The sequence below is a fragment of the Myxococcus sp. AS-1-15 genome (assembly GCF_020037055.1).
Lineage (GTDB): Bacteria > Myxococcota > Myxococcia > Myxococcales > Myxococcaceae > Myxococcus > Myxococcus fulvus.
This window is the reverse complement of record NZ_JAIQDF010000004.1, coordinates 628,345-641,969: the sequence shown is the minus strand read 5'-3', so window position 1 is coordinate 641,969 and position 13,625 is coordinate 628,345. Positions and strand designations below refer to the sequence as shown.

Here is a 13,625-nt window from a genome sequence, read left to right as displayed (position 1 = left end):
CACCTGCGACCCATGTGGGTCGGTTCCTCGTTTTTCCATGAGAGCTCGTATTGATGCGAGCGGTGTCCCGCGGTGAAGTGCTCGCGAACGGACGTCTGTCCACAGCCAGCGGCGCCGGGAGCGTCGAGCCCCCAGCGCCCGTGACTTCGACTCACGCCAGCAGCGACGCGAGGCCAATCATTCCGGCGATGAGGAAGAAGAGCGACTCGCCCGCGATGAGGCCTCCGCCCGCCAGGGACATGGTGCTCATGTCCTCGGGGAGCGCCTCGCCCTGTGCGGGGCTGCCCGCGGCCGCCGGCGCGCGCTTCTTCGTGACGGTGTTCCACACGGACGCGATGACACCGCCCGCGCCGAACCACAGCGCCACGGGGAAGGCCACGAAGCCGCCGAAGGAGGACGCGTACGGACTGGCCAGCACCAGCGAGTCCATGGTCCAGCCCACCGCGAAGCCCGCGCGCGAGCCCTTGATGTAGCGCTGGTAGCCCGGGTTGGCGTGCAGCACCTTGCGCAGCGCCTGGATGCCGAAGCCCAGCCCCAGGCCGAGCAGCATCGCCTTCACCTTGGTGTCCGACAGCGAGCCCAGGTCGCGGATGGCGCCCACCAGCTTGTACGTCATCGCCGAGCCCCACTGGCCCACCTCGGCGTTGGGGTTGTCGAGCTGGTTGATGGCGAGCGCGGGGTAGGCGGTCATGAACACGCGCGCCAGGCCCACGCACAGCAGGGCGCCCATGATGACGCCCATCACCTGGTAGCGGAACTGGATGACGCGGTTGGTGCCCAGGCGCCATCCGGTGGAGCGGTCCTGCTGCATGTCGCAGCCCACGGAGGTGGAGATGAGCAGGATGGTCGCGGCCATCAGCGCCACCAGCGGGTTCTTCAGGCCCAGCAGCGACATCATCATGATGGAGATGACGAACGCGCTGGAGATGGGGTTCTGGTCGGTGATGCCGTAGGAGATGCCGTTGATGAGCACGAACAGCAGCGCCAGCGCGAGGCCGAAGAGCAGCCAGCCCAGGGGCTGACCCAGCACCGCGGTGCCCACCACCAACGTCGCCGCGCCCCAGCCGAGGACCCAGGCCAAGAGCCGGGGCAGGTTGACCTTCTTCCACGCGGGCTCGTCGTCCTTCGGCGCGTCGGCCCGGGCCTTCACGCGCGCCACGGCCTGCACCGCGAGCAGCGACAGGTCCACCACCGCGGCGCCGCAGATCATCGCCAGGCCGATGAGGAAGCCAATCTTGCGGAAGGGGTCCTCGGGGCCGAGCCAGCCGATTTCACGCAGGTGCGGCACCTGCCATGCGCCGATGACGGCCATCAACACCGCGGGGATGGTGATGCGGCTGCCGACAATCATGCCCGCGCCCAGCGTGGCGGCGCTGGTGCCGATGGCGGCCACGACGGCGATCTTCTCCGTCATCCACGCGGCGATGGCGCCCAGCAGCGTGCCGCCGCCCAGCTTGGAGATGGAGGCCTTGAGCAGCCGCTTGTCGGTCAGCGCGCGCAGGATGTTGGCCACCGCGAAGCCCGACGGGTAGTCGAGCTGCAGCCGGTCCACGAGCAGCGGCGTGTAGAGCATGCCCACGCCCACGGCGAACATGCCCACGCAGCCGACGAAGAGCATCAGGTGCCACGCGGGCGGCATCTCCATGCCCAGCCACACCATGGCCTGGATGAGCACCGACATGGCGCACAGCGAGGCCACCGACGCGGCCATCGTCTGCATGTAGTTGGCGCCGTGCTTGCCCTCCGCGCCGTAGCCGTACGTGACGGCGCTGCCGAGGATGCCGGCGAGCACCTGGCCTCCGACGAAGAAGCCCACGCTGAAGTTCATGTACGACGCGGCGATGCCACCCAGGGGCCCGAGGATGAACAGGGCCACCGCGCTCAAGAGCAGGTGGTACTTCCAGGTCCCGACGGGAGGCAGCCAGCCGAAGCGCGGCTGGAGGTTGTCGGAGTCGGGGGGCGTCGAGGACGAGGGGGGCTCCGGGTGGGGGAGCGGCTGGACGGGAGATGCCATTGGGCCGGGAGGCTACCGGCGTTCCACGCCGCTGTCACAACCCGGGACGTTTCATCGCCCATTCAAGAAGGGGAGCGCTCGCAGGGCGGCGCGAAGCCGGGCCCGCTCCTTCCAGATTTGGAGGCCGTGGAAGACGGCCAGGGTCACGAGGCAGGCGATGCCGAGCGTGACGTAGCGACGGATGAGGTCACCCTCGGACCAGCCGTGGTCCTCGACCAGTCGGCTCGGGTCGCTCAGGCCCACGCCCTCCATGCGGCCGAAGGGGATCTCCTCGGCGTCGGTCCGCGCTCGCCACCAGGTGTGGAAGCCGTCCCAGAAGGCGAGCGCGCCGATGAAGACGAAGCCCCAGCGCAGGCCTCTCGCGTGGAGGTGGCCGCCGGGCCGGGCGTGGAAGGACGCGACCAGGAGCGTGCCCAGAATCAGCATCCCCGCGTCTCCGCCGAAGACGATGAACACCTCGGTGCGCCACAGGGGGATGACCAGCGTGCAGAAGGCCTGGGCGACGAGCAGCGCCGTGCTCCAGGCCATCCAGTCCCAGCGGCGCAGCTTCCAGCCGCGCCACGCCCAGAAGCCGAGGGCTCCCGCGAGCATCGCCGCCAGCGAGTACCAGCGCTCGGAGCCCGTGGGCGTGACCCACGGGGCCGGGATGGCGGGGATGCCGCACAGCCATGCGGTGACCGCGTGCCCGACCTCGTGGACGTACATGGTGAGCAGCCGCACGATGAAGCGCGCGGAGCCGGTGGCCACCAGATAGCCCACCAGCAATGCCAGGGGCACGACGACGAGGCGCAGGCGCAGCTCGTGGACGGCGTCCTCCTCACCCGCGTCGATTGACGGTGTGCTCGCGGGCAGGACCTCCGAGCGCAGCTCCGGAGGCGCGAGCCACGCGGGGTCGACCTCGAAGGGCGCGGGGGCCTGCTCGGCGGCCTCGCGCTGGGCGCGCTCCTCCTCGGCCTTGCGCGCGGCGCGGGCCTCGGCGCGGGCGTAGATGATACCGCAGCGAGGACACTCGGCCCCCTGCACTCGGGGCGCCTGACAGCCGGGGCAGGTGAGGGCGGACGCGGGGCGCACGGAGGTGGAGCCTAAAGCCTCCGCGCTCCAGACGAAAACCGGGGTGCTTGACGCGATGGGGCCGCCTCATCGAAGACCAGGACATGTCCACGCTCGACGCGAAGACGCGGGGGCGCACCGCACCCGGAAGGCTGCGCGCGCTCGATGCCTTCCTGTGCCGCTTCGAGCCCACTTTGCTGTCACGCGTCGACGGTCCGTGGGCCCATGCCGTCTTCGTGGACGTGGGCTTCGGCGAACATCCGTGGACGACGCTCGAGAGCGCCAGCGCCTTTCGCGCGCTCCACCCCGAGCTCGTCGTCATCGGCGTGGAGCTCGATGACGCGCGGGCCCTCGCGGCCCAGGCCCACGCGGGGCCTCGCACTTACTTCCGTCAAGGCGGCTTCGCGCTGCCGCTGTCCCCGGAGGAGCCCGCCCGCCTCGTGCGGGCCATGAACCTCCTGCGACAGGGACCCGTGGAGCGCGTCGCCGAGGTGCACCACGCGCTCAGCCGCTTCCTGCTCCCCTCGGGGCTGCTCGTGGAGGGCAGCTCGGACCCGGAGGGTTCCGTTCTCACCGCGCACCTGCTGCGTCGCTCCGACAGCGCTCCCGAGTCGCCGCCCGCTCGCGAGGCCCTGCTCTTCCACACCGACTTCCGCCAGGGCTTCGCGCCGCTCTTGTTCCGCGACTGGCTGCCGCGTGACTTGCGCCGCCGCGTGCGTCCCGGTGAGCCCATCCACGCCTTCTTCATGTCCTGGGTCGACGCGTGGAAACAGGCTCGCGACGCCGGCCACTCCGCGCCCGCGGATGCCTTCCGCGAGTCTGTCTCACGTTTGTGTCATCAGGTGGACGGCGTCTCCACGGACTCATGGCTGCTCGACTCCGGTTACCTGCTATGGCGGCCGCCGACAGGTGTGGCGTCCTGACGCATGGGGCCGGGCAACCCCATCCCCATCCACCCCAGATGATTCGCCCTCCAATCAAGCGCCGCGAAGAGGGAGGGGCAAATGGCGGAGGGGGCGGATATGGTGTGGGGCCCTCCAACGGGAGACAGCACAGGTGCAGGCAGAAGACGTGAAGGTGCAGCAGTCGGCGACAGAGCGCGTGGGAGAGCGGCCGGCCGCGCTGCTCTTCTCCGCTGGCTTCTATGGGACGCTCGCCGCCGCGCGGTGCTTCGGGCGCAATGGCATCCGCGTCACCGTGGCGGACCCCGGACGGCTGGGCCCCGCGAGCTGGTCGCGCTTCGTCGGACAGCGCGTGCAGTGCCCTCCCGAGTCCCAGCCCGAGGCGTTCCTCGCGTGGCTCCTCGACTTCGGAGCCCGGGCGCCCATGAGCCACGTGCTGTATCCGACGAGCGACGAGCTGGCGTGGCTGGTGTCCGTGCACGCGAAGGAGCTGTCGCGCTACTTCCACCTCTACGACCCCGGCATCGACGCCGTCTACGGGCTGCTCAACAAGCGCAAGCTCTTCGAGGCGGGCCAGTCGGTGGGGCTGACGCTGCCGCGCACCTGGTTCCCCGAGTCCGAGGCGGACCTGGAGAGCATCTCCCGCGAGGCGCGCTTCCCCGTCCTCATCAAGCCGACGACGCAGATCCTCTACTCCACGCACCGCAAGGGCCTGCCCGTCGCGGAGCCCTCGCAGCTCGTGGAGGAGTACCGCGCCTTCGCGCGCGACGGCTACGCGCCCATGCTGGTGAAGTTCGACCCGGCCGTGGCGCGGCCCATGGTGCAGGAGTTCCACCCCGAGGCGGCCCAGGGCATCTACAGCCTGTCGGGCTTCGTGGACCGCACGGGCGCGCTGTTCGAGGTGCGCGGCGCCATGAAGGTGCTCCAGCGTCCGCGCCGGCTGGGCGTGGGCGTGTGCTTCGAGTCCGCGCCGGTGCGCCAGGACCTGGCCGACGGCCTGCGCAAGCTGTGCGCGAAGCTGGGCTACCACGGCGTCTTCGAGGTGGAGTTCATCCAGACGAAGGACGACTTCCTGCTCATCGACTTCAACCCGCGCTACTACGGGCAGATGGGCTTCGACATCGCGCGCGGGCTGCCGCTGCCGCTCATGGCCTATCACGCGGCGCTGGGTGACTTTGACGCGCTGGCGCGCGTGGGGCAGTCGGCGCGCGCGTGGACCGGACGCGGCGAGGTGTTCTGCAACCGCATCGCCCTGGAGATGCTGCTCAACCTCCAGCGGCTGTCCGGCGCGCTGCCCGCCGACGAGGCGAAGCAGTGGCGACGCTGGCTGCGGACGCACCGTCAGGTGGCGGTGGACCCGCTCATCGACTCGGATGACCCGATGCCGTCCGCGGTGGAGGTGGCGCAGATCCTCTACGGCTCCGCGCGCCACCCGCGCGCCTTCCTGCGGATGATGGTGCTCAACCGCTAGCAGGCCCTCGCCGCCCGTGTGTCAGCGCACGGGCGGCGGACCTCGACGCAGCGCTCAGGCCGCCTCGGGCTTGCCCGGGCTCTTCGCCACCGTGTCGAGCGCCACCTGGTCCTCGAACGTCTCCGCCCGGCGCAACAGCCGCGCCTCGCCGCCGTCCAGCGCGATGATGGCCGGCTGCGGATACGAGAAGGACGTCGCGAACGGCACGAAGTACGCGCCCGCGTCCATGATGGCCAGCGTGTCACCCTCGACCAGCTGGGGCAGCCGCTTGGCGTGGTACAGCGTGTCGCCCGGCGTGCAGATGGGGCCCACCACCGTGTAGACGCGCTCGGCGGGCGCGTCCGGCCGGTCCACGTGGAAGAGCTGGTGGTACTCGTTGCGCACGCACTCGGCATGGTTCACGCCCGCGTCGAGCACCGCCCACGTCCGGTCCTCGCCCGCCTTGAGCGTGTGCACGCTGCCGAGCAAGAGCTGCGTGTCGCCCGTCATGGCGCGGCCCGGCTCCAGGAAGATGCGCGGTCGCGCGCGCCCCTTCCTCGCGTAGTGCGACTCCACCATCTCCACCACGAGCGCCACGTAGCGCGAGATGTCCAGCGATGCCGCCGGGTCCGGCGCCGGCACGTCCCGGAAGAAGGTGAGGTTGAGGCGCCAGTCGCGCTCGGCGATGTGCTCCACCGACGGCGTGCAGAGGCTGCCGCCCAGATCCAGCACCTCCAGGTCCAGCCCCAGCTCCTGGTGCAGCGTGTCCGTGAAGCCGAGCACCGCCTCCACGAAGCCCGTCAGCTCGCCCTCGGTGCGGATGGTGGCGCCCCGGTGCGCGTGCAGGCCCACCACGTCCAGGTGCGACGACGCCCGCGCCTGCGCATACGCCCGGAGCGCCGCGCCGCCCGCGATGGGCGTGCCGAACTGCGCCGCCCAGCCGCTGTCCGTGCTCACCCGCACCGCCACGCGCGGACGCTGGTCCAGCTCCGCCGCGACGCGCGCGAACAGGCCCAGCTCCTCCGCGTGGTTCGCGGCGAGCAGCTGGATGCCCCGGCCGATGGCCTCGCGCACCGAGGCCTCCGACTTCACCGGGCCGTTGTAGACGATGCGCTCGGGCGCGACGCCCAGCCGCAGCGCCAGCCACAGCTCGTAGGCGGAGATGATTTCGGCGCCCACGCCCATCCCGTGCAGCACCTCCAGCACGCCGGGGATCGGGTTCGTCTTGTACGAGTAGAACACCTCGCACCCGCCCGCGCGCCCCGGGGGCACCGCGAGGAAGCGCTCCACGTTGCGCTGGAGCGCCGCCAGGTGCACCACGTGCAGCGGCGAGCCGAAGCGTTGCACCAGCGACTTGAGCGCCACGCCCTCCAGGCTCAGCCCCTGGCCGGGGACGTGCTGCAGCCCCCAGTACGACGCGGGAATCTGCGTGCGCGCGGGCGCCATGGCCCGCTGGAGCACGGGCCTGAGCGTCTGCTTCACCTGACGCTTGGCCGTGCCGACGAACCGACTCTTCAAGCTCATGAGACCCGGCCCTGCTTGGGCAGCCACAAGGGCAGCTTCTTGGCGATGTCGAACGGCAGGGTCCGCATGAGCAGCTGCAGCGCGCGGTACTCCAGCGCGCCGTTCGTCTTGCGGTACTTGCCGTGGATCATCTCGTTGGACTGCATCACCAGCGTGCCGTCCTTGCCCAGGTTGTGCATCAGCGAGGGCCGGCCGGTGCGGTAGTGCAGGATGGGGCGGTCCACGTAGACGTGGCCGAAGGCGCGGATGCCGCGCAGGTAGAAGTCCACGTCCTCGTAGACGGGGATGGACGCGTCGAAGCCGCCCAGCGTCGCGAAGTGCTCGCGGCGCACCATGCACGCGGAGTTCACGTACAGCGTCCCGCGGAACAGGATGTGCGCCACCGTCCACGCGCTGTTGGGCGTGCTGGCGCCCACCTTGGCCGCCCACTGGAAGTACTCGCTCTTGTCCTTGAGCCAGTCCGCGTCGTCACCGAACGGCACCACCCAGCCCACCGCCACGCCCGCGTCGGGCCGCGCGTCCAGCGCGCTCACCATGGCGTGCAGTGCGCCGTCGGCGAGCATGTCGTCGTCGTCCAGGAAGTGCAGGTAGCGGCCCCGGGCGAGCGTCACGCCGTGGTTCCGCACCACAGCGGGGCGCCCCTTGGACGGCGGGTCGTTCACCACGTAGCGCACGCGAGAGTCGCCCAGCCCCTCCACCGACGCCCGGGCGGTGCCCTCCGGCGTGTCATCCAACACGATGACCTCGACGTGGACCCCCTCCTGGCGGAGCACCGAGCGGATGGCCTCCACCACTTCCTTCTCTCGTCGGTGGGTGGGCATCACCACCGAGACATCGATTGCGGACATGTCAGGCTTATATGCGTTCGCGCCGGGGCCTGAGAAGACGCCTCCGGGTTGGCGCCGCCGCCAGGCTTGCGCGCACGCCTGCTCCACGCGCAAGGGTTGCGGGAACGTGCGTTCTCAAAATGGATGAGCTTGAGAAGCGGCGCGGGCGTCAGTAGCTCGCCACCGCGAAATCGAAGTCGTCGGAATCCCACCCGGGGTCCTGCTCGACCTGCCGGGAAATCGCCGTCCGTGGGGCAACGATGTCCTGCTCCGCGAGGCGGGCCTCCACTCGGGGGCGCCGCATCGCCAGGCCCTGGCCATCCCACTCGCGGCCCCCCAGCCGGGCGCGGGGCGAGGTGTCCTGGACCTCCACGTCGACATGGGCCAGCCGGTCCATCCAGGGCTGCAGGCAGTCTCTCGCCATGTGCTTCCGCCTTCGCGTGGGGGTTGACGGGGAGCGGTTGCAGTCGTCATGCCATGGACCTGGTAGGGCGGGGGGCCGTCGGACGCGTGACAGGAGGGCGTGCGGGGCGTGGCCCGCCGGCCACGGTGGGCGTCCTGGAGCCCTCCGGCGACTTGACGCCGGACCGAGGGCCGGACAGGAACATGGACGCAAATGGCCCTCCTGCTGGCACACGACGTCGAGCCCCCGCGCCCCTGCAGCTACCTGCCCGAGCGGCAGGCCTCGCTGGAGAACCTGGTGCTGCGGGACGTGTCGCCGGAGGAGTACGAGCACCTGCTGGTGCGCGGCTGGCGGCGCTTCGGGCCGGTGTACTTCCGGCCCGCCTGCGCGGACTGCCAGGAGTGCGTGTCGCTGCGCGTCCCGGTGGAGGGCTTCCGGCCCAACCGCAGCCAGCGCCGCGCCCGGGCCGCGTGCGCCCACCTGCGGGTGGAGGTGGGCGTCCCCAGGGCCGACGAGGAGCGGCTGGCGCTCTACCGGGCCTGGCACGCGGAGCGCGAGGCCGCACGGGAGTGGGAGCCCTCGCCGCTCACGGTGCGCGAGTACTCGCTCCAGTTCTCCTTCCCGCACCCCTCCGCGCGCGAGGTGGCCTGGTACGACGACGCGGCGGAGGGCGGCCCCCGGCTGGTGGCGCTGGGCATCTGCGACGAGACGCCGCGCGCGTGGAGCGCGGTGTACTTCTTCTACGACCCGGACTACGCGCGGCTGTCCCCGGGCACGGCCAACGTGGTGTTCCAGGTGGAGCTGGCCAAGGCGCGGGGCATCCCCCACGTGTACCTGGGCTTCCGCGTCCAGGCGTGCGCGTCGCTGCGCTACAAGGGCGGCTTCCGTCCGCACGAGCTGCTCGAGGGGCGGCCCGCGCTGGACGCCGAGCCCACCTGGGTGCCCGCGTCGGACGCGCCGGAGCCGGAGTCCGGCGCCGGGCCCTGAGCCGCGTGGGTCAGCCCGCGCCCAACAGCGCCCGGTCGAAGTGCTCGCGGAGCCGGCGCGCGTACTCCTCCGGGGCCACGCGGGCGTACTCGCCATGGCCCGCGCCCTCGACGACCCACAGCGTCTTGGGCTCGCAGGCCGCGCGGAACAGGCTGGCCTGGAGCTTGGCGGGCGCGTCCGGGTCCACGTCGCCGTTGACGAGCAGGAGCGGGCGGCCCTTCAGCTGGCACATGCCGTCGATGGGGCGCACCGCGTCCACGTCCACGCCCGCGCGGCGCAGCGTCCACAGCACCGGCTCCGCGCTCAAGGCGCCCCACCTGCCGTAGCCCGAGTACACGTCCGCCTCCAGGGCGGGGTACGCGCCCGCGGCGGCCACCGCCTTCACGCGCGCGTCGTGCTCGGCCACCAGCAGCGCGGTGGTGCCGCCCATGGAGAAGCCGAAGAGCCCCAGCCTGGCGGGGTCCACGTCCGGCCGCGCCGCCACGAAGTCCAGCGCGGCCGTCACGTCGCGGCGCTCCAGGTCTCCCCACGTCACGCGGTCTCCGCTGCTCTCCCCATGGGCGCGCAGGTCGAACAGCAGCACGCCGTAGCCGGCCCGGGCCAGCGCGCGGGCCTCGAAGAGCAGCTGCGCGCGGTTGTCCGCGAAGCCATGCACCAGCACCACCGCGGCGCGGTTCTGCGAGGGCACGTACCAGCCGCGCAGCGTCAGGCCGTCCGCGTTGGTGAAGGCGACGTCCCGCATCGCGTCCAGCTCCGGCGCGGCGGACGGCCGCGTCACCGGCACGTGGGGCGGGTGCAGCAGGCCCTGGCCGATGCGGTGCCCCTTCACGACGAGCAGCCCCACGGACGCGAGCACGCCGAGGAGCAGGACCAGGGGGACGAGGAGTCGTGGACGGAGCGCGGTCATCACGGAGCGTGACAGGACGGGAGAGCCCGGCGGTCTGCCCGGGCGCCGGCAGAGCGTACGCCGGGATGCGCGCGATGTGTCGCCAGGAGACGTTGCAGCCGTCCGTCTTGTTGGCGGCCGTGACACCCTTGGGTTACGGTGCACCCGCCTTCAGGGAGTGGGGGGCTGGATGCTGGTGCCGGTGCCACGAGACGCCTCGAAAGACCCTGGGAGGAAGCGAGTGCTGTTCACGCTCGTGTTCCTGGGCGGAGGCGGCATCGAGCGCTCGGTGTGCAACGTCCTCGCGGGGCTGGACCCCCGGCGCTTCGCCACCCGGCTGTTCTTCCACCACCGACCTCCACCGGGGCGCGAGGACCGGCTGCCCGCGAACACCGAGGTCTCCTGGGCCACCGACTCCTACGACTACCACCGGCAGAACCTGCCCCTGTACCTGTGGCACCTGTTGCGCCATGCCCGCGAGGCGGACGTCATCGTCGCGGGGCAGGAGGGGCGCGCGGCGCTGTTGGCCTGCCTGGCCGGGAAGCTGCTCGGCAAGCCCGTGGTGGGGATGATCCACTTCGACTGGGGCGCCTTCCACCGCGAGCAGCCGCGCCGCCAGCTCTGGGGCCTGCGGCTGCTCTACCCGCGCATGCAGCGCATCGTCGCGTGTGGCCATGACACGGCGCGCTCCTTCCAGTCCCTGGTCCCCGTGCCCGAGGAGCGGCTGCAGGTCATCCCCAACTTCGTGGACGGGGAGGTGGTGCGCGCCGCCGCGGACGGGCCGGTGCCGGACTGGGCGGGCCCCGTCTTCGAGCGCCCGGTGGTCATCGCCGTGGGCCGGCTGGAGCCCCAGAAGGGCTTCGACGTGCTCATCCGCGCCCATGCCCTGGCGCGCCAGGAGGGCGTGGACCACCACCTGCTCATCCTGGGGGTGGGCTCGCTGGAGGCCGAATTGAAGGCGCTGGCGCGCTCGCTGGGGGTGGAGTCGAGCGTGTTCATGCCGGGCTTCGCGTCCAATCCGCACGCGCTGATGCGCCGCGCGGCGGTGTTCGCGCTGTCCTCCCGGTTCGAGGGGCTGCCCATGGTGCTCCTGGAGGCGCTCGCCCTGGGGTGCCCGGTGGTGAGCACCGACTGCCCGTCCGGCCCCGCGGAGGTGCTGGAGAATGGGCGGCACGGCGTGCTGGTTCCAGTGGAGGACGCCCCGGCGCTGGCCCAGGCGCTGGCCCGAGCCGTCTTGGACGAGGTGCACCGCAAGGACCTGGCCCGGAAGGCCCGGGCCCGCGCGGAGGAGCTGTCCTCGGCCAAGGCGCTGGGGGCCTGGGAGGCGCTCCTGGACTCGCTCTGAAAGGAATCCCTTGCCGGCCCCGGGCGGCTTCACGAGGATTCGCCCCCATCATGACGACGACGAACGAAACGCAGGGCCTGAACTTCCTCCAGGAGATCATCGAGGAAGACCGGCGCACGGGAAAGCACGCAGGACGCGTGCACACCCGCTTCCCGCCCGAGCCCAACGGCTACCTCCATATCGGCCACGCCAAGTCCATCTGCCTCAACTTCGGACTGGCGAAGCAATACGAGGGGCTGTGCAACCTGCGCTTCGACGACACCAACCCCGTCACCGAGGACACCGACTACGTCGAGGCCATCCAGCGCGACGTGAAGTGGCTCGGCTTCGACTGGGCGGACCGCAAGTTCTACGCCTCCGACTACTTCCCGAAGCTCTACGACTTCGCCGTGCAGCTCATCAAGCAGGGCAAGGCGTACGTGTGCAGCCTGTCGCCGGAGGAGATTCGCGAGTACCGCGGCGACTTCACCACGCCGGGTCGTGACAGCCCGTACCGCACCCGCTCCGTGGAGGAGAACCTGGACCTGTTCTCGCGCATGCGCGGCGGGGAGTTCCCCGACGGCAAGCACACGCTGCGCGCCAAAATCGACATGGCGTCGCCCAACCCCGTGCTGCGCGACCCGCCCATCTACCGCATCCGCCACGCGCACCATCACCGCACCGGCGAGGCGTGGCCCATCTACCCGCTCTACGACTTCGCGCACTGCCTGTCGGACGCGATTGAGGGAATCACGCACTCCGTCTGCACGCTGGAGTTCGAGAACCGGCGGGTGCTGTACGACTGGATCGTCGACAGCCTCATCAAAGGGGACCGGCCGTACCAGTACGAGTTCAACCGGCTGAACCTCAACTACACGGTGATGAGCAAGCGCAAGCTGCTCAAGCTCGTCACGGAGAAGTACGTCTCCGGCTGGGACGACCCGCGGATGATGACCATCAGCGGCCTGCGCCGCCGGGGCTTCACGCCCGCGTCCATCCGCGACTTCGCCACGCGCGCGGGCGTCAGCAAGACGCAGCAGCTCATCGACATGGGCGTGCTGGAGCTGTGCATCCGGGAGGACCTGAACGAGACGGCGCCCCGGGCCATGGCGGTGCTGCGGCCGCTCAAGGTGGTGGTGGAGAACTACCCCGAAGGCCAGGTGGAGATGCTGGAGGTGCAGAACCACCCGCAGAAGCCGGAGATGGGCACGCGCCAGGTGCCGTTCATGCGCGAGCTCTACATCGAGGCGGACGACTTCATGGAGGTCCCCGCCAAGGGCTTCTTCCGGCTGGCGCCGGGCAAGGAGGTGCGCCTGCGCTCGGCGTACTTCATCACCTGCAAGGAGGTCATCAAGGACGCGGACGGCAAGGTGGTGGAGCTGCGCTGCACCTATGACCCGGCCACGCGCGGCGGGGACTCGCCGGATGGCCGCAAGGTGAAGGGCACGCTGCACTGGGTGCCGGGCAACGCGCCCACCGCGGAGGTGCGCCTGTACGACCGGCTCTTCTCCGTGGAGAGCCCGGACTCGGACGACGCGACGGACTTCACCACGTTCCTGAACCCGCACAGCCTGGAGGTGCTGCGCTCGGCGCGCGTGGAGCCGCTGCTCGCCAACGCGGCGCCGGAGTCGCGCTTCCAGTTCGAGCGGCTGGGCTACTTCTTCGCGGACCCGAAGGACTCGCAGCCCGGCAAGCCCGTCTTCAACCGCACCGTGTCCTTGAAGGACTCGTGGGTGAAGGAGAAGGGCAAGTAGTCACGGACGGGACGCTCAGGGTGTCGCCGGGCCCTTGCCGGGCGGCACCCTGCACGCGGCGTGACCCAGGATGACGTCCCCGTCGACGGTGCTCGTGGGCGTGGGCGTCCAGCCCGCCTGGAGCCGGGCGTCCAGGAGCTCATCCGCGCTGGGTCGACGGTCCCACACGGAGACCGCATTCACACCGCCCAGTCAGGTGGTGTCGAAGACGAGGTAGCCCCCGTCCTTCCAGGGCAGCACCACGTCGTGGGTGAACTCGTCCTGGACGACGACCTCGGTCACGTCGCGCGGCGGCGTGCTCGCGAAGCCCCACCGCACCACGTCCTGGAGCAGGGTGAGCGGCCCAAGCTCCCGCTCCAGCGCCGAGCGCTCCTCGGGGGACAACCCAGACCTGTCGTTCAGCGGGAGCATGACCCCGGCAGTGTAGCCCCGCTCCGGGCGCGGACACACGTGGGGCCCCGCGCGGCCGTCCCCGCCGCCCGTCGGTCCGGGCGGAGGTGGAGG

The 13,625-nt window shown here is 71.1% G+C and carries 13 protein-coding genes; 5 read left to right on the top strand and 8 right to left on the bottom strand.

Annotation, left to right across the window (positions count from 1 at the left end):
* Positions 1–151: 151 nt before the first annotated feature.
* Positions 152–2,014, bottom strand: coding sequence for an OPT/YSL family transporter (locus K8625_RS15810; protein WP_223783157.1), 1,863 nt, complete (start codon positions 2,012–2,014; stop codon positions 152–154).
* Positions 2,015–2,065: 51 nt separating this feature from the next.
* Positions 2,066–3,085 carry a hypothetical protein gene (locus K8625_RS15805; RefSeq protein ID WP_223783156.1) on the bottom strand — a complete coding sequence of 340 codons (1,020 nt, stop codon included), beginning with the start codon at positions 3,083–3,085 and terminating at the stop codon, positions 2,066–2,068.
* A gap of 83 nt (positions 3,086–3,168) precedes the next feature.
* On the opposite strand from K8625_RS15805, the gene K8625_RS15800 reads away from it, so the two are divergent.
* Both K8625_RS15800 and K8625_RS15795 read left to right on the top strand, forming a co-directional pair.
* Positions 3,169–3,987 carry a methylase gene (locus K8625_RS15800; RefSeq protein ID WP_223783155.1) on the top strand — a complete coding sequence of 273 codons (819 nt, stop codon included), beginning with the start codon at positions 3,169–3,171 and terminating at the stop codon, positions 3,985–3,987.
* Between the two features lie 133 nt (positions 3,988–4,120).
* Positions 4,121–5,437 carry a carbamoyl-phosphate synthase gene (locus K8625_RS15795; protein WP_223783154.1) on the top strand — a complete coding sequence of 439 codons (1,317 nt, stop codon included), beginning with the start codon at positions 4,121–4,123 and terminating at the stop codon, positions 5,435–5,437.
* 54 nt (positions 5,438–5,491) lie between these two features.
* On the opposite strand, the gene K8625_RS15790 is transcribed toward K8625_RS15795, so the two are convergent.
* The 3 genes from K8625_RS15790 to K8625_RS15780 all read right to left on the bottom strand — a co-directional run bounded on the left by K8625_RS15790 (position 5,492) and on the right by K8625_RS15780 (position 8,191).
* Positions 5,492–6,940, bottom strand: coding sequence for a pyridoxal-dependent decarboxylase (locus K8625_RS15790; RefSeq protein ID WP_223783153.1), 1,449 nt, complete (start codon positions 6,938–6,940; stop codon positions 5,492–5,494).
* Positions 6,937–7,788, bottom strand: a complete 852-nt coding sequence (locus K8625_RS15785; protein WP_223746507.1) for a glycosyltransferase family 2 protein — start codon at positions 7,786–7,788, stop codon at positions 6,937–6,939. The genes K8625_RS15790 and K8625_RS15785 overlap by 4 nt, the downstream gene beginning before the upstream one ends.
* A gap of 148 nt (positions 7,789–7,936) precedes the next feature.
* Positions 7,937–8,191, bottom strand: a complete 255-nt coding sequence (locus tag K8625_RS15780; protein ID WP_141327083.1) for a hypothetical protein — start codon at positions 8,189–8,191, stop codon at positions 7,937–7,939.
* Between the two features lie 192 nt (positions 8,192–8,383).
* Here K8625_RS15780 and K8625_RS15775 point away from each other — a divergent pair, with 192 nt between their 5' ends.
* The gene (locus tag K8625_RS15775) at positions 8,384–9,157 is read left to right on the top strand and encodes an arginyltransferase (protein ID WP_223783152.1); all 774 of its coding nucleotides are present in this window, start codon (positions 8,384–8,386) and stop codon (positions 9,155–9,157) included.
* A gap of 10 nt (positions 9,158–9,167) precedes the next feature.
* Here the strand turns inward: K8625_RS15775 and K8625_RS15770 are convergent, their stop codons facing one another.
* Complete coding sequence (locus tag K8625_RS15770; protein WP_223783151.1) at positions 9,168–10,064, bottom strand: alpha/beta hydrolase; 897 nt, start codon at positions 10,062–10,064, stop codon at positions 9,168–9,170.
* 220 nt (positions 10,065–10,284) lie between these two features.
* On the opposite strand from K8625_RS15770, the gene K8625_RS15765 reads away from it, so the two are divergent.
* Together K8625_RS15765 and K8625_RS15760 are read left to right on the top strand one after the other, a co-directional pair.
* A complete protein-coding gene (locus K8625_RS15765; protein ID WP_223746510.1) occupies positions 10,285–11,388 on the top strand; it encodes a glycosyltransferase in 1,104 nt (367 codons plus the stop codon).
* A 50-nt stretch (positions 11,389–11,438) separates the two neighbouring features.
* Positions 11,439–13,121: a glutamine--tRNA ligase/YqeY domain fusion protein gene (locus K8625_RS15760; RefSeq protein WP_223783150.1), complete on the top strand. Its 1,683-nt coding sequence runs from the start codon at positions 11,439–11,441 to the stop codon at positions 13,119–13,121.
* A 15-nt stretch (positions 13,122–13,136) separates the two neighbouring features.
* Here the strand turns inward: K8625_RS15760 and K8625_RS15755 are convergent, their stop codons facing one another.
* Positions 13,137–13,289, bottom strand: coding sequence for a hypothetical protein (locus K8625_RS15755; protein ID WP_223783149.1), 153 nt, complete (start codon positions 13,287–13,289; stop codon positions 13,137–13,139).
* A 24-nt stretch (positions 13,290–13,313) separates the two neighbouring features.
* Positions 13,314–13,532 (bottom strand): hypothetical protein, encoded by a 219-nt coding sequence (locus K8625_RS15750; protein WP_223783148.1) that lies wholly within the window; start codon positions 13,530–13,532, stop codon positions 13,314–13,316.
* Positions 13,533–13,625: the final 93 nt, after the last annotated feature.